19 protein-coding genes and 1 tRNA gene are annotated in these 19,343 nt (G+C 43.7%); 9 read left to right on the top strand and 11 right to left on the bottom strand.

Annotated features, from left to right (window positions below; genetic code table 11):
• Positions 1-15: 15 nt before the first annotated feature.
• From ABEB05_RS08355 to ABEB05_RS08345, 3 genes are all read right to left on the bottom strand, one after another.
• Positions 16-1,134 (bottom strand): acyltransferase family protein, encoded by a 1,119-nt coding sequence (locus ABEB05_RS08355; protein WP_265789242.1) that lies wholly within the window; start codon positions 1,132-1,134, stop codon positions 16-18.
• 144 nt (positions 1,135-1,278) lie between these two features.
• The gene (locus ABEB05_RS08350; protein ID WP_265789241.1) at positions 1,279-1,431 is read right to left on the bottom strand and encodes a hypothetical protein; all 153 of its coding nucleotides are present in this window, start codon (positions 1,429-1,431) and stop codon (positions 1,279-1,281) included.
• A complete protein-coding gene (locus ABEB05_RS08345) occupies positions 1,432-2,718 on the bottom strand; it encodes an acetyl-CoA hydrolase/transferase family protein (protein ID WP_265789239.1) in 1,287 nt (428 codons plus the stop codon).
• A gap of 204 nt (positions 2,719-2,922) precedes the next feature.
• Between ABEB05_RS08345 and ABEB05_RS08340 the strand changes: the two genes are divergently transcribed.
• A tRNA-Arg gene (locus tag ABEB05_RS08340) sits at positions 2,923-2,996 on the top strand.
• A 43-nt stretch (positions 2,997-3,039) separates the two neighbouring features.
• Here ABEB05_RS08340 and ABEB05_RS08335 read toward each other — a convergent pair.
• A complete protein-coding gene (locus ABEB05_RS08335) occupies positions 3,040-3,873 on the bottom strand; it encodes a hypothetical protein (RefSeq protein WP_265789238.1) in 834 nt (277 codons plus the stop codon).
• Between the two features lies 1 nt (position 3,874).
• Positions 3,875-5,578 (bottom strand): amidohydrolase family protein, encoded by a 1,704-nt coding sequence (locus ABEB05_RS08330; RefSeq protein ID WP_265789236.1) that lies wholly within the window; start codon positions 5,576-5,578, stop codon positions 3,875-3,877.
• Between the two features lie 240 nt (positions 5,579-5,818).
• Between ABEB05_RS08330 and ABEB05_RS08325 the strand changes: the two genes are divergently transcribed.
• Positions 5,819-6,412: a hypothetical protein gene (locus tag ABEB05_RS08325; RefSeq protein ID WP_265789235.1), complete on the top strand. Its 594-nt coding sequence runs from the start codon at positions 5,819-5,821 to the stop codon at positions 6,410-6,412.
• A complete protein-coding gene (locus ABEB05_RS08320) occupies positions 6,409-7,116 on the top strand; it encodes a hypothetical protein (RefSeq protein ID WP_265789234.1) in 708 nt (235 codons plus the stop codon). The genes ABEB05_RS08325 and ABEB05_RS08320 overlap by 4 nt, the downstream gene beginning before the upstream one ends.
• Before the next feature lie 220 nt (positions 7,117-7,336).
• Here the strand turns inward: ABEB05_RS08320 and ABEB05_RS08315 are convergent, their stop codons facing one another.
• On the bottom strand, positions 7,337-7,780 hold the full coding sequence (locus ABEB05_RS08315) for a nuclear transport factor 2 family protein (protein ID WP_265789232.1): 444 nt from the start codon (positions 7,778-7,780) through the stop codon (positions 7,337-7,339).
• Positions 7,781-8,978: 1,198 nt separating this feature from the next.
• On the opposite strand from ABEB05_RS08315, the gene ABEB05_RS08310 reads away from it, so the two are divergent.
• From ABEB05_RS08310 to ABEB05_RS08295, 4 genes are all read left to right on the top strand, one after another.
• Entirely contained in the window at positions 8,979-9,626 is a 648-nt protein-coding gene (locus tag ABEB05_RS08310) for a LexA family protein (protein WP_265789231.1), read from the top strand.
• A gap of 76 nt (positions 9,627-9,702) precedes the next feature.
• Positions 9,703-9,945, top strand: coding sequence for a GIY-YIG nuclease family protein (locus tag ABEB05_RS08305; RefSeq protein WP_265789230.1), 243 nt, complete (start codon positions 9,703-9,705; stop codon positions 9,943-9,945).
• Positions 9,946-10,064: 119 nt separating this feature from the next.
• Positions 10,065-10,418: a hypothetical protein gene (locus ABEB05_RS08300; RefSeq protein ID WP_265789229.1), complete on the top strand. Its 354-nt coding sequence runs from the start codon at positions 10,065-10,067 to the stop codon at positions 10,416-10,418.
• Positions 10,419-10,797: 379 nt separating this feature from the next.
• Positions 10,798-11,490, top strand: coding sequence for a 3-keto-disaccharide hydrolase (locus ABEB05_RS08295; RefSeq protein ID WP_265789227.1), 693 nt, complete (start codon positions 10,798-10,800; stop codon positions 11,488-11,490).
• A 160-nt stretch (positions 11,491-11,650) separates the two neighbouring features.
• Here the strand turns inward: ABEB05_RS08295 and katG are convergent, their stop codons facing one another.
• The 5 genes from katG to ABEB05_RS08270 form a co-directional block, all read right to left on the bottom strand.
• A complete protein-coding gene (gene katG / locus ABEB05_RS08290) occupies positions 11,651-13,879 on the bottom strand; it encodes a catalase/peroxidase HPI (RefSeq protein ID WP_265789226.1) in 2,229 nt (742 codons plus the stop codon).
• 271 nt (positions 13,880-14,150) lie between these two features.
• A complete protein-coding gene (gene yaaA / locus ABEB05_RS08285) occupies positions 14,151-14,912 on the bottom strand; it encodes a peroxide stress protein YaaA (RefSeq protein ID WP_265789224.1) in 762 nt (253 codons plus the stop codon).
• A 188-nt stretch (positions 14,913-15,100) separates the two neighbouring features.
• Entirely contained in the window at positions 15,101-15,307 is a 207-nt protein-coding gene (locus ABEB05_RS08280; RefSeq protein ID WP_265789222.1) for a hypothetical protein, read from the bottom strand.
• 332 nt (positions 15,308-15,639) lie between these two features.
• Positions 15,640-16,368 carry a sulfotransferase-like domain-containing protein gene (locus ABEB05_RS08275; RefSeq protein WP_265789220.1) on the bottom strand — a complete coding sequence of 243 codons (729 nt, stop codon included), beginning with the start codon at positions 16,366-16,368 and terminating at the stop codon, positions 15,640-15,642.
• The gene (locus ABEB05_RS08270; protein WP_265789218.1) at positions 16,369-17,295 is read right to left on the bottom strand and encodes an aminotransferase class IV; all 927 of its coding nucleotides are present in this window, start codon (positions 17,293-17,295) and stop codon (positions 16,369-16,371) included.
• Between the two features lie 579 nt (positions 17,296-17,874).
• Here ABEB05_RS08270 and ABEB05_RS08265 point away from each other — a divergent pair.
• Positions 17,875-18,633, top strand: coding sequence for a CsgE family curli-type amyloid fiber assembly protein (locus tag ABEB05_RS08265; RefSeq protein WP_265789216.1), 759 nt, complete (start codon positions 17,875-17,877; stop codon positions 18,631-18,633).
• 26 nt (positions 18,634-18,659) lie between these two features.
• Positions 18,660-19,106, top strand: coding sequence for a curli production assembly/transport component CsgF (locus ABEB05_RS08260; protein WP_265789214.1), 447 nt, complete (start codon positions 18,660-18,662; stop codon positions 19,104-19,106).
• Positions 19,107-19,343: the final 237 nt, after the last annotated feature.

Genomic DNA, 19,343 nt, shown 5'->3' with positions numbered 1-19,343 from the left:
GGACTTTACTCACCCTTAGATCGATATAAAAATCTTTCGCTTGTAGAGGAAATAGGTTAAGTACCACATGAGACCCAGAACAATGAGCGAGGTGATAACACCCACCCAGGCTGTGGGGAGCGGACCGCCCAGAAACCCGGAAGTAAACACATCCACCATATCATAAAACCAATCTACACCGCCCATCTCGCTGAAAAGATAGATAAACAGGGGATTCATTCCCACAATGGCAAAAAAGCGTCCGGAATATTCATAGCTCTTTCTGACATCAAAAATATAGAATGATGCCGCAAGTACCAGCAAGCACCAACCCCCACTGACAATAGTAAAAGAGGTTGTGGCAATGCGCTTAATAATCGGTGTTAGTGGGTCCATCAGGTAACCCAAGACCACCAGACCTATCCCAAACAGCAGTAATTTTTTCAGTTTATCAGTTGTTTCTCGCTTGCTGATGAGAAGTTGCCCTGCGATCACGCCCCAGATGGTATGAGCAGCCGTAGGGATGGCATTGACGGCCACCCAATGTCCACCGCTTAGTTTGCCCATCAGTACAAGATCCATCCATGCCCCAAAATTTTTGTCGGGTGTAAATGGCTGATTAAATCCCTCGACCGACCACAGGCGATACAATAACTCCGTAATGATAAGTAACCCTACCGAGAAACTAATCTGGAACTTCCAGCTTTTGCGCATAATCAGGAAGGCGACCAAGTAGGTAAAAGAAAGTTGGGATAACACATTCCACAGTTCAAAAACCGGCTCGCCGGAATAAATACAATGCAGAGTAAGCCCCAGCATAAGCAGCATGAATGAACGATAAAGCGTATGTTTGAACGTATCGCCCCACGAGTGTCCCTTATCCCATCGCTTTCCAAAAGAAATAGGCATAGCCACCCCAACGATGAACATAAAAAAGGGCTGTACCAAGTCCCAGAACCGCAGACCGTTCCAGGGATGGTGGTGAAACTGGCTTCCTATGGCGCTAATGATACTTCCCTGAAAGTAGGGTTCCACCACTGCATACCAAAGACCCGCCCCCTCGGCAACCAGCAAAAACATTGTGAGTCCACGGTAAAAATCTAGCGAAAGCAACCGTCCATACTTGTCAAGCAATGAATTGTCAATTTTGTCCATTGATGCCATCCCTTATATTAAAAAAAGTATCCCTTTCCTTTCGTATCCTTTCAATATTCGAATATAAATACGTATATAGGTGAAAATTTTAGCAAAAACAAGGTTAATAGGTTATTAATCCTTTTTATTTGACATTCCTTTGCTTCATTTCAATAATTGACGAAAGGATCGATCAACATTCCCATTGGCCAGCGGATAGGATCTCTGGTCATAAACCTTTACATGTAGATCAATAAAACCCCGTATATCTTCATCGGTTCCGTAGACGTATCCCGGGGCGGTACTGGCCCTTGTCATCTACTCAAATTGATTAAATCGTTTCCGGGCTTCTTTCTCCAGGGTCTCCCGGTGATCAGGATGGGCGATATCAATGAGTGCCCGGGCCCGTTGATGCAGATTTTTGCCATACAGATTGGCAATTCCATATTCGGTCACAATAAAATGGGCATGGGCACGGGTGGTTACTACACCGGCCCCCCGTTTCAGGAAAGGAACAATCTTACTTTCCCCGCGATTGGTAGTGGAAGGCAACGCAATAATCGGCTTCCCGCCTTCGCTGAGCGACGCCCCACGAATAAAGTCCATCTGCCCTCCTACTCCTGAATAGTGATAGGTTCCGATGGAATCTGCGCAAACCTGTCCCGTAATATCCACCTCCACAGCACTATTAATGGCTGTCACTTTCGGGTTTTTACGTATCACTGCCGTATCGTTCACATAGGCCACATCCAGCATCGCAATCATGGGATTATCATCTACAAAGTCATATAAATCGCGGCTGCCCATTACAAAGCTGGCCACTACTTTTTCCGGGTGACTTCTTTTCTTCTTGCCTGTAATTACACCCTTTTTAACCAAGTCAATGACTCCATCACTAAACATCTCCGTATGGATTCCCAAATCGCGATGACCGTCCAGAGCATCCAGAACGGCATTTGGAATAGCGCCAATCCCCATCTGCAGGGTCGCCCCGTCTTCTACCAGCTCCGCACAGTTTTGGCCGATCTGTTGCTCTACATCCGTCGGATTTGGGATGGTTAACTCATGCAGCGGCTCATCTGCTTTGACCAGGGCATTAAACCGGCTGGCATGGAAGATACCATCGCCGTGGGTTCGCGGCATATTGGGATTGACCAGGGCGATCGCCTTCTTCGCGCTCTGGAGAGCCGCGCGACTGGCATCCACCGAAACGCCCAGCGAGCAGTAGCCGTGTTTATCCGGCGGCGAGACCTGAACCAGCGCCATATCAATAGGCAAAATATCTTTTCGGAACAGGCCCGGGACCTCGCTTAAAAAGATGGGCAGATAATCAGCACTCCCCTCGTTTACCGCCTTTCGGACATTAGAGCCCACGAATAACGCATTCGTACTAAACGTATCGCTGTATTCCGGTTTTACATAAGGAGCATCTCCCTCGGTATGAAGATGGATGACCTCGATATCCTCCAATTCAGGTGCACGGTCGGTCATCGCATTGATAAGCGGCTGTGGAGCCGCCGCCACACTGTGGACAAAAACCCGGTCGCCTGAATTAATAAGTTTTACGGCTTCTTCTGCAGTGGTGTATTTTGATTGGTAGGACATAGGGTATTCTTACCTAAAAATGACAGTGAGAGTGATAATAAAATGTGAATAAATTTAGAAAATACTTTTTCTAAATGATATTTTTTCATGAGGGATAAATCTGACAAAGTTCAGACCCAATGTCTACCCGGAACTAGCAATTTAAATCGAATAAATAGTTGATTAAAAAACTGACAAACCTTATCATTGGGGTCTATTCTGAATGCGCCTGTAGCTCAACTGGATAGAGCACCTGATTACGGATCAGGAGGTTAGGGGTTCGAATCCTCTCAGGCGTACTTCCTAAAAAACTTAAACTTTTATAAAACATTTAATCCGAATTTAAAAAAGGAAGGTGATCCCCGCCTCAATCGTCTCCCGGCTATCCAGATAGACCGGAAATTGTCCCCGGTTGTATTGCAGGTAGAGATATTCAAAAAAATGAAACAGACCGGAATCTCTCTCTTCAAATACGTACCCCAAAGAAATGGCTGTGTGCAGTCCCTCATCAAGGCCATTTTCTTTGAGTGCTTGGGCCAAATCCAACGATCGAAAATAGCGAAAATCAGGATTCAGGAGAAACGGCCCAAATCGGACCGCCCAAAATGCTCTCGCATCAAACCGTTGGAATAGGTTGTTGTCTGTATTCAGCACTTCCCGGAAATCAGACCGAACAGGGGTCACAAAAAGGTACGAGAGCTCAACAACCGGCAAAAATTTCTTTGACGAATTGGTATATCTCAGTTCCGTACCCAGTTCAACATTTTGTTCTGTAAACGTTTGATTAGCCTCAAAATTCGCGTTTATACCCAACCCGAGTGCGCCGTAATCTTTGCTTGGTCCCGGTTCCTGACCGATTTGGAGCTCCTGTGCCTTCTTGAATGAAACCAGGTATCCGAAATAGAGATCCAGATGTTGATGATTAGGATTGAGCGCGGGTTTGGAGAGAACCGTTCCGTTTATATTCATATCGAATTCAATATATCGCGGAAATCCGGTTTCGGTGGTGATGGTATATTCGTTCTCCCAACGCATCTCAAAATCTACACCGACTCCAATTTTCTCATTGTCCATCCGCGCCAAGTTGGGTTCAAAGGAAAATGACTGTGCAACCACTGAAGAGTTTACAGCCAATCCCAGTAAAGTAAGCCAATAAATAAAAATACTATTTTTCATCTCATTCATCGTATGTAAAGTTATACATTACATCAATTTGGCAGGAAAGATCCAGTAGGCGCGTTGAGTTCTGACGAATCATACTTTCATACTTTGCACGTGCTTCATTCACAGTCCATTGACCCTCCAGCTTTCCTTCTGCCTCGCATTGATTTACCAAATCAAGCGACATTTTTTTACACTCCTGGTCGAAGGCGGACTGATCTACAAAAGCAAAATCCCAAAATTTCAACTCCTGCATGGTAATGTACGCTCGTCTCGAAAAAGCCTGTTCCTTCTGTTTTGAATACATTTGAGACCCGATAGCAGCAATTACGATTAACGCTGGGTATTTCTGAACCGTCCAATTTGGATGATCGCGCTTCATAGTAAATTCGGCATCTACGCGATCGTGCAACCATGAATTTGGTTGGGCTCCAACATTCTTCCTGTTTTTCTTATGAAAGTTGATGTACCACTCGAAATTTTTCTTCAGAGGTTCAATCCCCAAAAACACTTTAGGGTTGTTGGACGCAATACGTTTAAACTGTTGATTGGATAGCTTATCCCTGAAATAGGACCAAAACAGTTCGTCGGACATATTGAGCCGCAACAGCCAGGAATCCGTCCCAAAGAGAATTCGATCTTGTACAACCGGTCGGTTTAGCAGATTGTTAAGCGTTTGCAAATAGTGAACTTCAAGACCCGGTTCACCCATCATGTCGGTATGATAGGAAACATCGGCATAGACGCCGGTATAATCATCATTTTCCATGAGGTCGAGAATCTTCTTGCCCCAGGTACCATCATCAAATCCATTTGAATGGGATAGAGTCTCGTGTCCGTCGAAATGGGCAAAGCAAATTTTTAGTGTAGGGTGCTGAGCCAAAATCGTCTCCCAGTGTACGGGATTGCAGTAGTCAATGAAGTCTTCCTCAACGTAAAACCCCGTGTGGTTACAATGCATGGTGATAGGAATGTCGTGCTCTTCGCAATAAGCGTAGACATTCATCATTTTAGGACTATCTACCTGATAACCTAACGAGGGATAGAGTTTTACGCCCACAAAACCTCGGTTCTCCAATGCATCTTTCATCAAATCAAAATGGTCCGAGCGTTTCGGATTTACAGCAAAAAACAGAAAAAGTCGTCCTGGGCGCTGCAAGTTAGCTTCTATTAGATCATTTCGCTGGTCGTGAAATCGCTGTTTATCACGATCAGATTCGTTATCCCCGCGAATATCCATCATCAATCCAACAAGAGCATCGTCAGTTGTAAGATGACTAAGCAGATGATCTGTAATGTCAGTGGAGTTTGGTTTGAGGGCAATTCTCAGCGTTTCATAGATATCAAAAAGGTTGGATTCGGAATTATCATTGGCATCACCCCAGGCTGAAAGGGAATTTAAAACCTGCTTTAGTGCAGCCTGGCTCAGATGCTCATTGTTGATATTGATGGCATTGAGTGCCGGGATTTGGTGCAAGTGATTTGAGGCAAAATTTTGAAACAGATCGGTGCTTATAATCGCCTTAATCAACTCCTCCAGGAGCTGATCTTCTGTGAGATGACGAGGTTTATTTGACAGATCGTGGATGAAATTTTCAATCCCCTTAACCAGGTATTCGGGCACATTTTTATGTCGCAATCGATTTCCAATGGCCCGGACGGCTTCACGAGACAACACATTTCGTAGTGTAAATAGATGAGTATGCGTATTGATATTCATAGCTTGAAAGATTCTCTCATATTTATATAGATATATGAGAATTTTACGATTTTGGCAACATTATTTCTTTCAAGTTGTAGCAGTGATTACTTTGCCCCCCTTTCGAAAAAACCTATTGGCGGTATTTACTTAGGATTTCACTCCTCCATAAAAATTTATTTCTATTTAATTGTTATATTATTTTTATAGTCATATTTGGCTCAACGTAATATTACCGACAAAATAGGGAGGGGAGGGATTATGCCATATTTAAATCTGTTTGATGAGATAAGCAGCATTGGTGAGAAGTTTTTAAAGTCTACTGATCGGGGTCATAAAGTATTAAAAAAATATGCCTGGCAGCTGGGCAGCATCAATGAGTTGATCAAGCATACACATTCGCTGGTCATAGAAAAACTTGAGGCTATTGAGGGGACAACGGATATGTCTGAAGCACAACAAATTATCAATAGTTTATCTGGCGGACCTCTATCAGACAGTTTCCGTGTTAACGGTCTTTGCGATATCTTTGTGGGATATGGGGTGTCATTACGAAAGATCGTCGAATCTGATTCCGGGAATAATGAAAAGGAGGCGCCACCGCTCTCTGCTGAAGAAGAAAATCACTGGATCTATTTTTGTGATGCCCTGGAGGAACGAGAACTACAAGTAGCGAACCTTTATTCTAATGAAATCCAAGAAATAGGAGACTTGGTTTGGAACGCGCAAAATATCAATGATCTGGAGGAGCTCAAAGAGCGTGCCCGGCGTGCTAAATATATTCTTACCGATCAGATGGCTGACTTTAACAGCTTGTCAAAAAAATTTCATAAACAATTAGGCAGATCAATATGACACCCGGAGATACTACTGGTTTTAGAACTTTGTCTCATGCACTACGCCAGGTTATTGCCCGGCCAGATATGATTACAGAACTTCAATCCAGGGAAACTCGTAGTAAAACTGCAGCCAAACTCAATTTATCTGAAGAGCAGGCTACCGATTTACTAAACATTATCAACGATCTGGAACAGAATTGGGAGAAGGCTCCATCAGAAGTTCACATCGATCCGCCCGATAATGATATACAGACGGATAAGGAGTTTTTCTCGGAAACGTTTAAACAATTGAGAACAACCTATCGCATCTCCTTAAGCATGAGTGTGACTATTTTTGCAATTGGGATATCATTTTTAATCATTGCTGCCGTACGCTCCTTTACCCAGCCTGAAAGCATTGAAATTACTTCCGTTATTGGAGGCATTGGAATCGTACAAATTATTGCCCTGTTTTACCAAAATCCCCTTTCGGATGTTGCCCGTACAGTATCAAATGCGCAGCAAGGTAAAATTGCAGTTATGTCATACCTTATCGGAGTCTCACTTGTCAATCAACAAATTGGGAAAAAGAGTCCAACCGCTAAACACTTAGAAGAGTTAGTTCAACTGACGGAAGCGACACTCGGCCAGTTACAAACATATGTTGAAGGGACCGTCTCCCCCAAAAAACCGGATGAAGGTTCTGGATCGAATAAGGCCGATAAGGGTACAGATCATTAGTTTGATACGGAAGGGAAACAGATGTAAACTAGCTATTACACTGACTAACTTTACAGAAAGATGATCTGAGATTTAGTATAAATAGATTTTTTATGCCAATCATGATGCTGGATAAGTTGACATAATTGCCGAAAAGCACGTAATCATCGGCTGCTGGGATGATTAATTAGGGCCACAACCATTGATGATCTTGCATTGCCCCTCCCACCGCTGATCAACGCTACTGTAAATCCTGGTTCGTTACCCCTCCATAGGTTTGCCGGATAATCTTACCATCCCTGATAATAAAAGTGTCCGTAGCAAAGCGGAGCTTAAAATCTTCCGTTGATGCTTGCCACAGGATATATCCGACATCTTTTTCCACCACGCTTTTATTAAGGGTAAGCGTACTGCTGTCGCTCGGAAAGGCTTCAAAAGCGTTTACAAAATTTTCTCTTATGGCATCCAGTCCCCGGTAAGTGGCATCCGGCGTTATGAGTACCGATTCTTCGGTATAGTCTTCCATCACCCCTTCCAGATCGTTGTTTACAAATGTTTCCCAGTGATGATCCAGCACTTTTTTTGTCACATCCGGATCTATTGATGTACCTTCATCGGACGTTTCTGTGACACAACTAGCCAACACAAGCATGACTATTACCGTATACATCGTGTATTTTATCATCTGAACCCCTGCTATTAATTGTTAACTTATTTTTGATTTTCCTTATCCGTATCCCTTACTGTTTGAATGATACGCTGGGCGCATCATTTCTTCTTATTCCAATAAACTGTTCCTGAATATTATAAATCCACTGTGTCCGGTCAAATAAAAAGTCAGAATAAACCTGCAGGATGCCTAGATGCAAAAAGAAAAGGCCAGCCGACCAAGGCTGACCTTCCCACCCTCATTAATCAAGGTTATTCAACGGCTATATAGTAAGTACGTTTCAAAGGGCAATCCTTACAAACTTTTTTATTTATTTTTTTCCTTCCCGCCACATTAGGCTGGGGAATATTATATTCACCTGTTATATCAACTCAACGAAAAACTCACTATATGACTATGTTTATCAAAAGGCTATTCAAAAAGTAAGGGAAAAAGCTCAGGGATTATTAACTAACCAGCAATTAGAGATTGGCAAGATCCTCAATCTAAGTGAAAATGTAGAAAAGACCTTCGAAGTTGTTTCTATAAAACAACCTAGTCAAACGGCAAGAATAAATTTAGATGCCGGTCTTAATATAGTTCCTGTAGCGCCCTTTATTTAATAAAAAGTACTATCACAAAACAATCGAATTCACGATTGAATTTACATTAAATTAAAATAAGATCCCTTCCAAAAAGAATTTCCGCAGCATATAGGCTCCACTAAATCACCGATACCTGGATTTGAAAAGAAAATGTGCTCATTTACTAAATAATACTCCAAAATGTCATCAATATTTCCACGCCTATCGACAGCTATTAATTACCCTTTAATTACATTTTATTTACTTATTAGTTATAGATCACTTATATATTACCCTGCCCATGTTAGAATGATTTGCTCTGAATGGGGTAATCAGTGTATATTGTAAATAGTTGATTGAAGAAAAGCTCTGCACCCGCAGGGCTTTTGCTTTATCCCTTCCCTTTTCCGCTCCTTCTCAATACTGATTGATGTATATGCAAATAACGTGGTTAAGTGCCGGTAAGTGCAGTTCATTACGAACCCGCGAAGCAATCTGCCGATCAAAGTTCCTAAAAGGAGATCGCCACACTACATTCGCTATGACAGTATAGTTTTTCAAAAGTCTCTGTAAGACTTTCAAGAGACTCACTCTTCAAAAAATAAATTTATATATGTGTTTTCATATGTAAATTATTACATTATGGTCATATGAGATCACTTACCGACAAACAACAGCAACTTTGGGAGTACATCATTGGGTATATCGTCGATCACGATCAATTCCCAACCTTTTCCAATATACAGGAAGAGTTTGGGTACGCTTCTCCCAATAGCGTTACGCAGCAAATCAATTCACTGGTTCAAAAAAATTACCTGGAGAAAGTGGACTGGGGTAAATATGTCATCCATCCGTCCAGGCGAAATCAAATACCCGGTATTGATCCGGGCATTCCCGTGAAGGGACGCATTGCGGCCGGGGGCATGCACGAGGCCATCCAGGAGAATTTGGGGCACCTACCTGTCGAGATCCATCCGGCAAATACGGATCATTATTTTGCCCTTATCGTTGACGGGGACAGCATGATCGATGCCGATATTAATGATGGCGATTATATCATCATCGACCCCCGGGAGCCCCGCGACGGGGAGATCGGAGCTATTTTATATAATGGAGAAACTACCCTGAAGACCATTCGGAAAAAAAAGCAGGGTATTACCCTGCATCCGGAGAACCCCTCTTACGAACCCATTCATATAACCCCCGACGAATGGGAGCAGGTGCAAGTCTTCGGCACGCTGGTTGGCAAGGCCTGGAAAAAAGACGGGCAGTGGGGACTGGTGTTTCGGGCGGCCTGAGTAAGCTATCCCATAAACTATTTTTCATCAATTTTTCCCGCTTAGTTTCAGCTTTATGAAAACATGGTTTGTATATATGATACGCTGTACCAATGGTAGTCTCTATACCGGAAGTACGAATCATCTGATACGGCGCTGGCATGAACACCGGCAGGGCGACGGAGCCAAATACCTGCAGGCGAACGATCCGAAAGCGGTCGTTTATGTAGAAGAACACCCCGATCGTTCCCAGACCTGCCGGCGGGAATACCGCATTAAGCAATATACCAAGGAGGAGAAAGAATCATTGGTTGCCCCTGCGGAATCCGATGATGGTTGAACTCCGGAATAATGGCTGTTGGATTCGATTGTTTTGTTGTTAACCGTTGTCATTGACCGCATCAATTATCATATTGACTACTTACCAGGGAATTGAATTGATAACATTAACCTAGAACTATGGCTCCCAACAAAAACAGGTCTGAATACAAAAATGACTGGCAAAATACGGTCGTTGCCACGTTCGTCTCGGGACTTCTCTTGGTGGTCATTTTCCTCTGCCCCTGGCGAGTCGAGTCGACCGGGGAGCTCAGATGGAGCCCCATATACCAGCAGCCGATGTCCTATGTACAATCTTATGACGGACAGCGCGGTAGGCAAGGCGGTTCTCAAATTGTATCGGAAAAAGCCCACATTGCCTACGAAATCCTGGCTCTTGAGGTACTTATTTTTACTATCACTGGTGGGATATTGTATATGTTCAGTGCTGGCTCGAACTCTGACGAGGGCGAAAAATCATTGCCCGGGCAATAATCCCCTTCAAAAGCTATTGCTTCCATCCTCACAGTCTTATCACAAATAAGTTCGGGAGGCTTGCATATCAACAGTGGGATAAATAGATTGAATAAAATCTGAAAATATCCTGATCGTTCCTATTTATAAACTAATGTAAGTTCGAGATAATTTTGTACGGTTTAATTACTCTCTGTATTCCATTTAGGGCGTCATCTCGACCACTAGGGAGAGATCTTTGTTGAATGGGCATTCCTTTAGAACAAAAGATTTCTCATTTCTCCCGAGGCGCACCAAAATCAATTCGAAATGACGGAGTAGTTGTTCAGGATTCTACTCTTATAAACTAACGTTACACTAACTATCTCTCTATAAATTCAATAAATAATAACCTGCAAATATGATTAAGCGCTTAACGACCTTTATTTCACTTCCCCTGGTCTTGTTATTGCTCGGGGCTTTTATATTAAATCCATCAGAAAAAACGGAAAAGAGTGACTGGATATCACTATTTGACGGAAAATCCCTGAACGGCTGGGTTCAGAAAAACGGTACGGCCACTTATGAAGTTGTGGATGGAACAATCAAGGGTACGACGAACACCGGCAGCCCTAATTCTTTTCTATGCACCTTTAACGAATTCGGTGATTTTGAACTATCCTTTGAAGTGTTGCTCCACGACGAGGAGCTCAACTCAGGTGTTCAGATTCGTTCCGCAACGCGGGAAGCCGAGGGGGACGAAGCATTCGGGCGGGTCAATGGTCCCCAGGTTGAGATTGAAGCCAGCAGCTCCGGCAGTCCCGAATCCGGATACATCTATGGCGAAGGAGGAACCGGCGGATGGCTGGTAGAAAAAGATGATCGTAACTATCACGATGCTTTCCGGGATGGGGAATGGAACCAATACAAAGTAATCGCCGAAGGACCCCGCATCCAGGTATGGATAAATGGCGAAAAAATAACGGATTTATGGCACGAAGATATATATATGACCCATCCCCGGGGATTTATCGGTCTTCAGGTTCATGGGATTAGTAAAAACGAAGGCCCCTATTCAGTCTCATGGAAAAATATCCGTATCAGGTCTTTATAACAAACGGATATTAATTCTCCAAGGGAGTTTTCACGCCTCTGTCTTTGCCAGTGCTATTACCGCACTCCTTGGAAATATTAAGGTACCTCCCCCCAAAAATAAAAAAAGGCAGCCCGCACTAGCAGGCTGCCTTTGATATCCGGTATAACTGAAATCGAAGTTACTTCAGATCGAAGCGATCCAATTGCATCACTTTGGTCCACGCCTCGACGAAGTCCTTAACAAACTTCTCTTCAGCGTCATCTGCGGCATACGTTTCAGAAAGCGCACGCAGCTCAGACTGAGAACCAAAGATCAGGTCGGTTCGGGTAGCCGTCCACTTAACCTCACCCGTCTCACGATCCTGGCCTTCAAAGAGTTGTTTCTTATCAGAAACCGGCTGCCATACGTAATCCATGTCAAGCAGGTTGACAAAGAAATCGTTAGTCAGCGTTTCCGGACGGTCGGTAAATACGCCGTGATCGGAGTTGTCGTAATTAGCATCCAGCGCACGCATTCCACCTATCAGAACCGTCATTTCAGGCGGGGTAAGCGAGAGCAAGTTAGCCTTATCAACCAGTAGCTCTTCGGGCTTACCTTTACGTACCTTGGGACTGTAATAATTACGGAATCCGTCGGCATCCGGGTTGAGCCATTCAAATGATTCTTCATCCGTCTGTTCGGCAGTGGCATCGTTACGTCCCGGTGCAAAAGGTACTTCTACCTCATGTCCAGCATCACGGGCCGCCTTTTCAACCGCAGCAGAACCACCCAGAACAATCAGGTCAGCAAGCGAAACCCGCTTATTACCGGATTGCGTATTATTGAATTCTTTCTGGATGTTTTTAAGCGATCCAAGCACCTTGGATAATTGCTTGGGATTATTGACTTCCCAATCTTTTTGAGGCGCCAGACGAATGCGGGCACCGTTGGCACCGCCCCGCTTGTCAGAATCGCGATACGTAGATGCGGATGCCCAGGCTGTGGTTACGAGTTCAGATACAGTTAAATCGGTATCCAGGATCTTGCCCTTGAGTTCTTCAATATCCTGAGCGTCAATCAGCTCATAATCAATTTCCGGAATCGGATCCTGCCAGAGCAGGTCTTCTTCAGGAACTTCTGGTCCCAGATAGCGTTCTTTGGGTCCCATATCACGGTGAATAAGTTTAAACCATGCACGGGCATAAGCATCAGCAAATTCATCCGGATTTTCATAAAATCGCTTGGATATTTTCCGGTAGTCGGGATCTACTTTCAGTGCGAGATCCGTAGTCAGCATCATCGGAGCATTTTTCTTATCCGGATCATGGGCGTCAGGCACGGTTCCGTCTCCTTCCCCATCTTTGGGTTGCCACTGGTACGAACCAGCCGGACTCTTCGTTAGCTCCCACTCATATTCAAATAGGTTTTCGAAGAAGCCCATGTCCCACTGGGTTGGATTATTGGTCCATGCCCCCTCTTCACCATCGGTAATGGTGTCTCCGGCATTTCCTGATCCATAGTCACTGGTCCAACCGAAACCCTGTTCTTCGATATCGGCGGCTTCAGGCTCTGGCCCTTTATGTTCTAATGGACCGGCCCCGTGGGTCTTACCAAACGTATGTCCGCCGGCAATGAGCGCAACTGTTTCTTCATCATTCATGGCCATTCGCTTAAACGACTGCCGAATAAAATCAGCTGATTTTTCTGGATCGGGTTCACCATTCGGTCCCTCGGGATTAACATAGATCAAACCCATGTGATCAGCGGCAAGTGGTCCTTGCAGATTACCTTCCTCGTCATGACGCTCACTGGCCAACCACTCTTCTTCGGAACCCCAGTTGACAGAAGTATCCGGTTCCCAGTCGTCTTCACGTCCACCGGCAAAACCAAAGGTCTCAAAGCCCATTGATTCCATCGCAACATTACCGGCCAGTACTAATAAGTCGGCCCAGGATAGTTTTCGTCCATATTTTTGCTTAACAGGCCAAAGCAAGCGACGCGCCTTGTCTAGATTAGCATTATCCGGCCAACTATTAAGGGGTGCAAAACGTTGTTGACCACCGGCAGTACCGCCGCGACCGTCTGCAACGCGGTACGTACCTGCAGCATGCCAGGACATCCTGATAAAGAGTCCACCATAGTGCCCCCAGTCGGCTGGCCACCAGTCCTTGGAATCGGTCATCAGATCGTGCAAATCCTGCTTTACAGCCTCAAAATCCAGCTTTTGAAATTCTTTTGCGTAATCAAAATCGTCATCCATTGGGTTGCCCTTGGATGAATGCTGGCGCAACATATCCACATTTAATCTTTCGGGCCACCATTTATCGAGTTTTGTACCACTAGCTGTGGTTTCATTAGAATCTCCATTATGAAATGGACACTCGCTCACACTACTATTTGATCCATTCTGAGTTTTGTCTTTATCCATACTAAAACCATTTTATCAATTGATATTTATCATTTTTAATGTAATTAAATGATCGCTTCTTCTCTGATAGAAAAATACTATAACCGGTATTAGACTCAGTTATATGATTTGCCTGAAAACGGTATTGCTCACCCGACCTTTCAGCCCTCGATGCCTTGTTCAATACTGTGATAGATAAGTCGATTCCCGTATTGGAGTAGACTATTATTGGCGCAAGATTTAAATTCCGCGCTATTAATAAACTATACCAACCTGTTAAAGCAAATCACTTTTATCGGACAAAGACCGGCTCACCTTTGTCTTCTGTGTGTTCTTCGCTATAGCTGTAATCATTTCCGTTAAAGCCAAGTAATCCCTGATAACTATCCACTTCATTTTCAATCAGGTAGCGTGTCATGGTTCCGCGGTTCTTTTTGGCGTAGAAACCGATGACTTTTAAATCGCCGTTTTTGAAGTCTTTAAACTTGGGTTTAATAACATCCACCTTGAGCTTGTGCGGCTGCAATGCTTTGAAATATTCCTTACTGGCAAGGTTAACGAAAAGCTCATCATCCTCAAGCTCGTCATTCAGAGCTTCGGTAAGGCTGTCGCCCCAGAAATCATATAACCGGTCGTGGCCGTTAATCGACAGCTTGGTCCCCATTTCCAGGCGATAGGGCTGCATCAAATCCAGCGGACGGAGCAGGCCATACATCCCGGATAAAATGCGCAGACTATCCTGAAGCGTATCAATATGGGAATCATCAATAGAATAGGCATCCAGCTCTTTGTAGGCCGATCCGTTAAAAGCGTAGATACATGGACGTGCATTGTCTTTGTTGAACGGCGTTGAGAATTGTTGATACCGCTCGTAATTCAGGTCAGCTAAGTCCTGACTGATGTCCATCAGATCTTTAAGCTCATCTTTCGACATTTCAGCCAGCTTATTATTCAGTGTTTCAGCTTCATCCAGGAAGCGCGGCTTAGTAGCTTCATCCGTGGGTATCTCGCTTTCGTAGTCCAGTGATTTTGCAGGGGAGAGAACAATCTTCATAATAAAAAGGTATCAGCGTTTTAATATTTACATTCCGAATGTCGGATGTAGTAACCCATTTTTACTGGTGGATCATTCCATTTGATGACAATCGGTTGGAGCAGCAAACATATTTACTGACTTGATATCGCCACCTAAAGAATTTTCACCCACTTTTAATAAGATTACGCGCAACTAGCTCTTCCGGATTATTCGCCCCTGCTCTTATACACTGCCCAGGCTGTCAGACCCAAAACGGTCGTGGCCGCTCCGAGCATCAAGGCAATATTTACATCTCTTTGTACCCGTTCGACCTTTTGCACGTACTCCGATCCTACTCCATTCCTGGCAATAATTCCTTCCAGCTCCTTAACTTTTGTTTCCAGTTCTTCGCGTGTTTTATCTTTGATACTCATATTAACTATTTCTCTTTTATGAATTAAGAAATTCTAGTGCATGAGGTTTAAAACACATCTATAAAGTTTTATGAATATCCACTGCAGTATGTTTCCTGTCTAAATGTGCTTACCGAGAACACCTTATGGCTATATTCACTTGTTTTTAACATGAGTATGGCCTCAGCAATTCACTTACTAAAGACCGATCCTATTCCATTTAACGAAACCAGAAAACTGTGGATGTTAATAGCAGTTAATTGCTGCACTTCCAAGAGAAAAGCAGGCTGAAAGTTTCTAATGTCGGGCTTATATTTTATAAGCCCGACATTAGCGCTACCAACTACGACCAATTAAATAGCATATTTCACAAGTTTTTCATAGATAGGCCGGCACTTCTCCAGCAGAGGATTCAAGGCCTCCGGGAAGGGTTCGGTTTTGGGTTGATAGGGTTTAAAACCAGTGGATTGATGAACGCTATCATACCAGTATTTTGCCCAAACGCCGTCCTCCGGACGGGCTCCCTTTTCCCAGCTCAGCATCGCTTCATCAAAAGGGATGCCAATGGAATCACAAAGCTTACGCAATGTACCCGGAGGATCCACAAGAACAGATTTAGAAGTAAGCACCACAAATTCACTCTCCCTCTCCTGAAGGTATTGCAGCAACTCCAGGTGCTGGGCATATCCCACATCCCGCATAGAGGGATTCTTTACCTGCTTGGCGTATGAGGGAAGCATCTCTTTCGGGTCTCGGGTGAGAATAATATTAATGGTGTCTTCTAGAAATGAATGATCCAAATTGACAAGATGGTGGGTCATCTGCTTAAAAAAGACCACCGGTTTATCGTGTGGCCCCATCATCCAGTCTACCACCTTCTGTCCGTCGGTTTCCATGCTTTCCAGCACCTCTTCCGCACCCGGATGATATTCATCCGCATCGGTCTGGCTCATATAATGCCCATATAGCGGCTCGTCATACACTCGAGTATCTTCCCGCTGGGCAAAGGAATACATCAGCGCCGTAGAGATATTACGGGGACCCGACCACAAGCAAACACGTTTGGTATTATTTTTCTCCAATTATTCGTTATTAATCCGTTTAACTTCTGATTCAATAAGCTGCTCGTACAAGGAGCTAAGTTTTCGGGATATCTCCCCATACTCCCCCTTTCCAATGGTTCGTCCGTCCACTTCCGTAACCGGTGTCACGCCTCCAAAAGTACCAGTAACAAACGCTTCATCGGCCCCATAAACATCAAAAAGCGAAAAGTTCTTTTGCCGGCAGGGAATACCATTTCCTTCACAAATCCGAATGATATTTCCCCTTGTAACTCCATTCATGCAGTATTGACCGGTAGAGGTCCACACCTCCCCTTCGGTCACCATAAAGAAATTGGTGGCGTTGCAGGTGGATACGAACCCATTTATATCCAGCATCAGGGCCTCATCGGCGCCGGCTTCCAGCGCCTGGATCAGCGCCTGCACCTCGTGAATTTTACTGTGACAATTGAGCCGGGGGTCAAGATAATCGGGAGAGCCGCGTCGGATGGTACTGGTAAAGAGCGTAATTCCCTTTTCTTTCGTCTCTTTGGAAGCGACCTTGTATTCTGCTATAATCACAAGGTTGGGTCCGCTGATGGTAAGCCGGGGATCCTGTGAGGGTGTCTTCTTTATGCCTCGGGTAAGCATAAAACGAACATGGACATTGTCATTCATATCATTGGCACCCAGCGTGCGCCATATCTTATCAACGAGTTCCTCACGGCTCATCTTCAAATCCATACCCACCGTTGCCGCCGCTTTCCATAGGCGATCGAGGTGTTGATCCAGAAAAACCAGTACTCCTTTATGAAGACGGACTGCTTCCCAAACGCCATCCCCTACCAGGTAACCGCTATCGAATACCGATATCCTGGCCTCCTGGCGGGGTACCAACTCTCCGTTGACATAGATCAATACATCTTCATTTCTGGGGTCTTCAACGGCATCATGTGTTCCGTGCGTCATATTATTACCTCTTTTACAGATTGAACTTGGAGGATCTTCGTTTGCATCAATAGCTTCATAAAATAGGTTGATTAAAAATAAATAATGATTAGTTGCGCCTCTTTTTAAAACGTTTGTGAGTACAGTCTTGATTATATCAAAGTAGAGATTGAAATAAAACTGTGATTCTTTAATTTCGGATAATATTCCAGAACTCCTCATACTACAATTTCTGCTATTCAAGTTTCCTAATCAGTTTATTCATTATTGACCCGGTTGATTCGCTAACCCTAAAGAATCACTACTATTAAAGCTGATACTTTCAAGATTATTACGCTCATAAATTCAATCTAGCTCAAACTATCCCCCTTTCTTTAAGTCCATTAAAATCCTTTAATATGCTTGAAGTTAAAGCAAAATAGCCCCATCATTTAATCGCAATAGAGATAGATATCATCAAAATCGGAATCAGGGTTTAGCAGTAAAGAGAGCAATTAATTGTTGTACGTTGGAGTCATTCATTGACTAATTGCTAATATATCTAACTCTTGAGAGATAAAAAGTAAACAGGCTAAAAAGCCGTTTAGTTGGTGTTCATTTATGGGGCTAAGATCTAGCATTATTATATCTTTTGTTGCTACCATTCTTTTTAGCACAACGCTTTGTGCTCAAGATCAAAATAAAAATGTGCCTTACCAGTATACCGTTAAAGATGGTGATTACCTGATCAGCATCGCCGTAGATTTTGGCAATCCCAACTACTGGGAACAAATCTACAATGCTAACTCAGACAAGATTAAAAGGCCCGATATCATTTATATTGGTCAAAAACTGGATATCCCCGCCGAGATGGTAAGCATCCGGGATACTGCCCTAGTCGATAATCCTGAGCGGCTGAAGAAAGAATACCAAAAACAATTTACAGACAACAAAAAGGAAGGTCTGGATAAAAAAACCCTAAATAAATTTCAGAAGGCCTTTAAGAAGGTCGTTGAACAAGAAAGACGGGAAGAGAAAAAACAGCAAACAGAATCTTCCGGCCAAAGTTCGACGATCGCCATTGATGGCATGGTACTCGACGAAACACGTAGCAAAATGGGGACCGACTTTTACAATGTTTTTTATCGCCACTGGGAGCCCCCTTCAAAAGCCAAAAACTTTATGATCACGATCTCTGAGCAGCCTACGCCGGGGCGTGGATCCGTGATTTCTATTAGTATTGATAACGAAAAGGTATTTCAGAATCGACTGCAGCCCAAATATGCTTACACTGAGAAAGTTGCCAAACATGCAGTGGCAATCTGCTATCGCAGCTTATTGCGTCAACAATCTTCATCAAACGCAATGCTGGGCTATTAATACAAAGAAAATGAAGAAATAAGACTATGAACAGCAAAAAATTAATATTCGCATTTATTCTTTCGGGCATTATGATATTGGGCTTATCGCTTTCGGCTGCCGCCCAGGACTTTGTATACCAGCCCAAAAACCCGGCCTTTGGCGGGACATATGCTAACTACAGCTGGTTGATGAATTCCGCTAACCAGCAGAACAAATTTCAGGGCGGACGTTCGGGTTTCAACCGGGATCCCTTGGCGAATTTTGAACAATCGCTGCAGCGGCAGGTTTTATCACAGCTGACTCGGCAAATTATCGGGGATCGATTTGGGGAAGATAACATCAATCTTGATGAACAAAACACATATGAATTCGGAGAGTTTAACATAAATGTCAATCCAGGCCCCGATGGCGTAAGCATTGATATTCAAAATATTCTTTCCGGGGAATCAACAAGTATTACCATACCGACAGGATTTTCGGGAAATAATTAGTTTAGTAATGAGAAGCAATAAATTAAAACACAAAATTGCACTAAGAATATAGGAGATGAGACAAAAAAAGAGGGCAGCGCCAGAGAACGTTCTGCTGACAATTACTGCCAGCAGAAGTTAGGGAAACTTCTGACGCCACCCGTTGAATATCCTTAATTAAATAAGGTACAAACTCTTCGATAGTTGTTCAACGGTTAGCTCTCTTCATTGTTTCACTCCTTCTTGATTTGGAAATAT

Origin of the sequence: Fodinibius salicampi (assembly GCF_039545095.1) — a bacterium.
Lineage (GTDB): Bacteria > Bacteroidota > Rhodothermia > Balneolales > Balneolaceae > Fodinibius > Fodinibius salicampi.
Note: the sequence above shows the minus strand (reverse complement) of the source record. Positions and strands in the feature narration are given on the sequence as shown.

What these genes read in the sequence shown, in the direction of transcription:
- ABEB05_RS08355 (WP_265789242.1), bottom strand. Translation starts at nt 1,134, where the DNA reads ATGGACAAAATTGACAATTCATTGCTTGACAAGTATGGACGGTTGCTT.
- ABEB05_RS08350 (WP_265789241.1), bottom strand. Translation starts at nt 1,431, where the DNA reads ATGACAAGGGCCAGTACCGCCCCGGGATACGTCTACGGAACCGATGAA.
- ABEB05_RS08345 (WP_265789239.1), bottom strand. Translation starts at nt 2,718, where the DNA reads ATGTCCTACCAATCAAAATACACCACTGCAGAAGAAGCCGTAAAACTT.
- ABEB05_RS08335 (WP_265789238.1), bottom strand. Translation starts at nt 3,873, where the DNA reads ATGAAAAATAGTATTTTTATTTATTGGCTTACTTTACTGGGATTGGCT.
- ABEB05_RS08330 (WP_265789236.1), bottom strand. Translation starts at nt 5,578, where the DNA reads ATGAATATCAATACGCATACTCATCTATTTACACTACGAAATGTGTTG.
- ABEB05_RS08325 (WP_265789235.1), top strand. Translation starts at nt 5,819, where the DNA reads ATGCCATATTTAAATCTGTTTGATGAGATAAGCAGCATTGGTGAGAAG.
- ABEB05_RS08320 (WP_265789234.1), top strand. Translation starts at nt 6,409, where the DNA reads ATGACACCCGGAGATACTACTGGTTTTAGAACTTTGTCTCATGCACTA.
- ABEB05_RS08315 (WP_265789232.1), bottom strand. Translation starts at nt 7,780, where the DNA reads ATGATAAAATACACGATGTATACGGTAATAGTCATGCTTGTGTTGGCT.
- ABEB05_RS08310 (WP_265789231.1), top strand. Translation starts at nt 8,979, where the DNA reads ATGAGATCACTTACCGACAAACAACAGCAACTTTGGGAGTACATCATT.
- ABEB05_RS08305 (WP_265789230.1), top strand. Translation starts at nt 9,703, where the DNA reads ATGATACGCTGTACCAATGGTAGTCTCTATACCGGAAGTACGAATCAT.
- ABEB05_RS08300 (WP_265789229.1), top strand. Translation starts at nt 10,065, where the DNA reads ATGGCTCCCAACAAAAACAGGTCTGAATACAAAAATGACTGGCAAAAT.
- ABEB05_RS08295 (WP_265789227.1), top strand. Translation starts at nt 10,798, where the DNA reads ATGATTAAGCGCTTAACGACCTTTATTTCACTTCCCCTGGTCTTGTTA.
- katG (WP_265789226.1), bottom strand. Translation starts at nt 13,879, where the DNA reads ATGGATAAAGACAAAACTCAGAATGGATCAAATAGTAGTGTGAGCGAG.
- yaaA (WP_265789224.1), bottom strand. Translation starts at nt 14,912, where the DNA reads ATGAAGATTGTTCTCTCCCCTGCAAAATCACTGGACTACGAAAGCGAG.
- ABEB05_RS08280 (WP_265789222.1), bottom strand. Translation starts at nt 15,307, where the DNA reads ATGAGTATCAAAGATAAAACACGCGAAGAACTGGAAACAAAAGTTAAG.
- ABEB05_RS08270 (WP_265789218.1), bottom strand. Translation starts at nt 17,295, where the DNA reads ATGACGCACGGAACACATGATGCCGTTGAAGACCCCAGAAATGAAGAT.
- ABEB05_RS08265 (WP_265789216.1), top strand. Translation starts at nt 17,875, where the DNA reads ATGGGGCTAAGATCTAGCATTATTATATCTTTTGTTGCTACCATTCTT.
- ABEB05_RS08260 (WP_265789214.1), top strand. Translation starts at nt 18,660, where the DNA reads ATGAACAGCAAAAAATTAATATTCGCATTTATTCTTTCGGGCATTATG.